General features: G+C 46.6%; 1 protein-coding gene and 1 pseudogene. Both read left to right on the top strand.

Annotated elements, in window-relative coordinates; all coding sequences use genetic code 11:
- Positions 1 to 109, top strand: a pseudogene (gene dppF, locus ABD481_RS46845) (dipeptide ABC transporter ATP binding subunit DppF); the annotation flags it as partial.
- Positions 110 to 127: 18 nt separating this feature from the next.
- Positions 128 to 307, top strand: coding sequence for a hypothetical protein (locus ABD481_RS46840; RefSeq protein WP_004145206.1), 180 nt, complete (start codon positions 128 to 130; stop codon positions 305 to 307).
- Positions 308 to 584 lie beyond the last annotated feature (277 nt).

Below are 584 nucleotides of genomic sequence, written 5' to 3'. Positions count from 1 at the left end.
CTTTGGCCCCTGCACTCAGCTCCAGCCGCAGCTGAAGGATTACGGCGGCCAGCTGGTGGCCTGCTTTGCCGTCGACCAGGATGAGAATCCGCAAAAGTCCCACGCCTGATGGCGCGCTCCCGGTCCCATGGCCGGGAGCTTCTCTCCCGCCGTGGATAAAACCTGGCGCTTACGCATATTGCCGCAGTTTATGTCACGCTCTCAGAGCATTCTTCGTAGATTATCCGAAAAAATAAGCCTTTCAGTCCATTTTTATAGAATTAAAGAGAAATTAAAATGGTTCAGGTTTATTCTTTCGCTGATCTGACGCTATGATTTCATCATGACCTAATACTTTTATATAAAAACGACTGGGAAGCGTGGTGATTGCGGGAAGTTAAGGATGTACGCATACCTAAAAAATGGGGCTACCCTTCTGCAAGGGAAATGTTAGTGTAGCGATACTTCTGCCGTGGAATCATCCCGAAAATCAAATTCTAAACTATTATAACCCTGTCAATCGTGTGTATTGGTACGTCACCATCGGCGCGTTATCTGCCATCCCAGAAGCGTCACGATATTTTTAATATACCCAGAAAATAACA

The organism is Catenulispora yoronensis (assembly GCF_039531695.1).
Lineage (GTDB): Bacteria > Actinomycetota > Actinomycetes > Streptomycetales > Catenulisporaceae > Catenulispora > Catenulispora yoronensis.
Note: the sequence above shows the minus strand (reverse complement) of the source record. Positions and strands in the feature narration are given on the sequence as shown.

Coding starts and splice junctions, on each gene's coding strand:
- ABD481_RS46840 (WP_004145206.1), top strand. CDS start 128: ATGGCCGGGAGCTTCTCTCCCGCCGTGGATAAAACCTGGCGCTTACGC.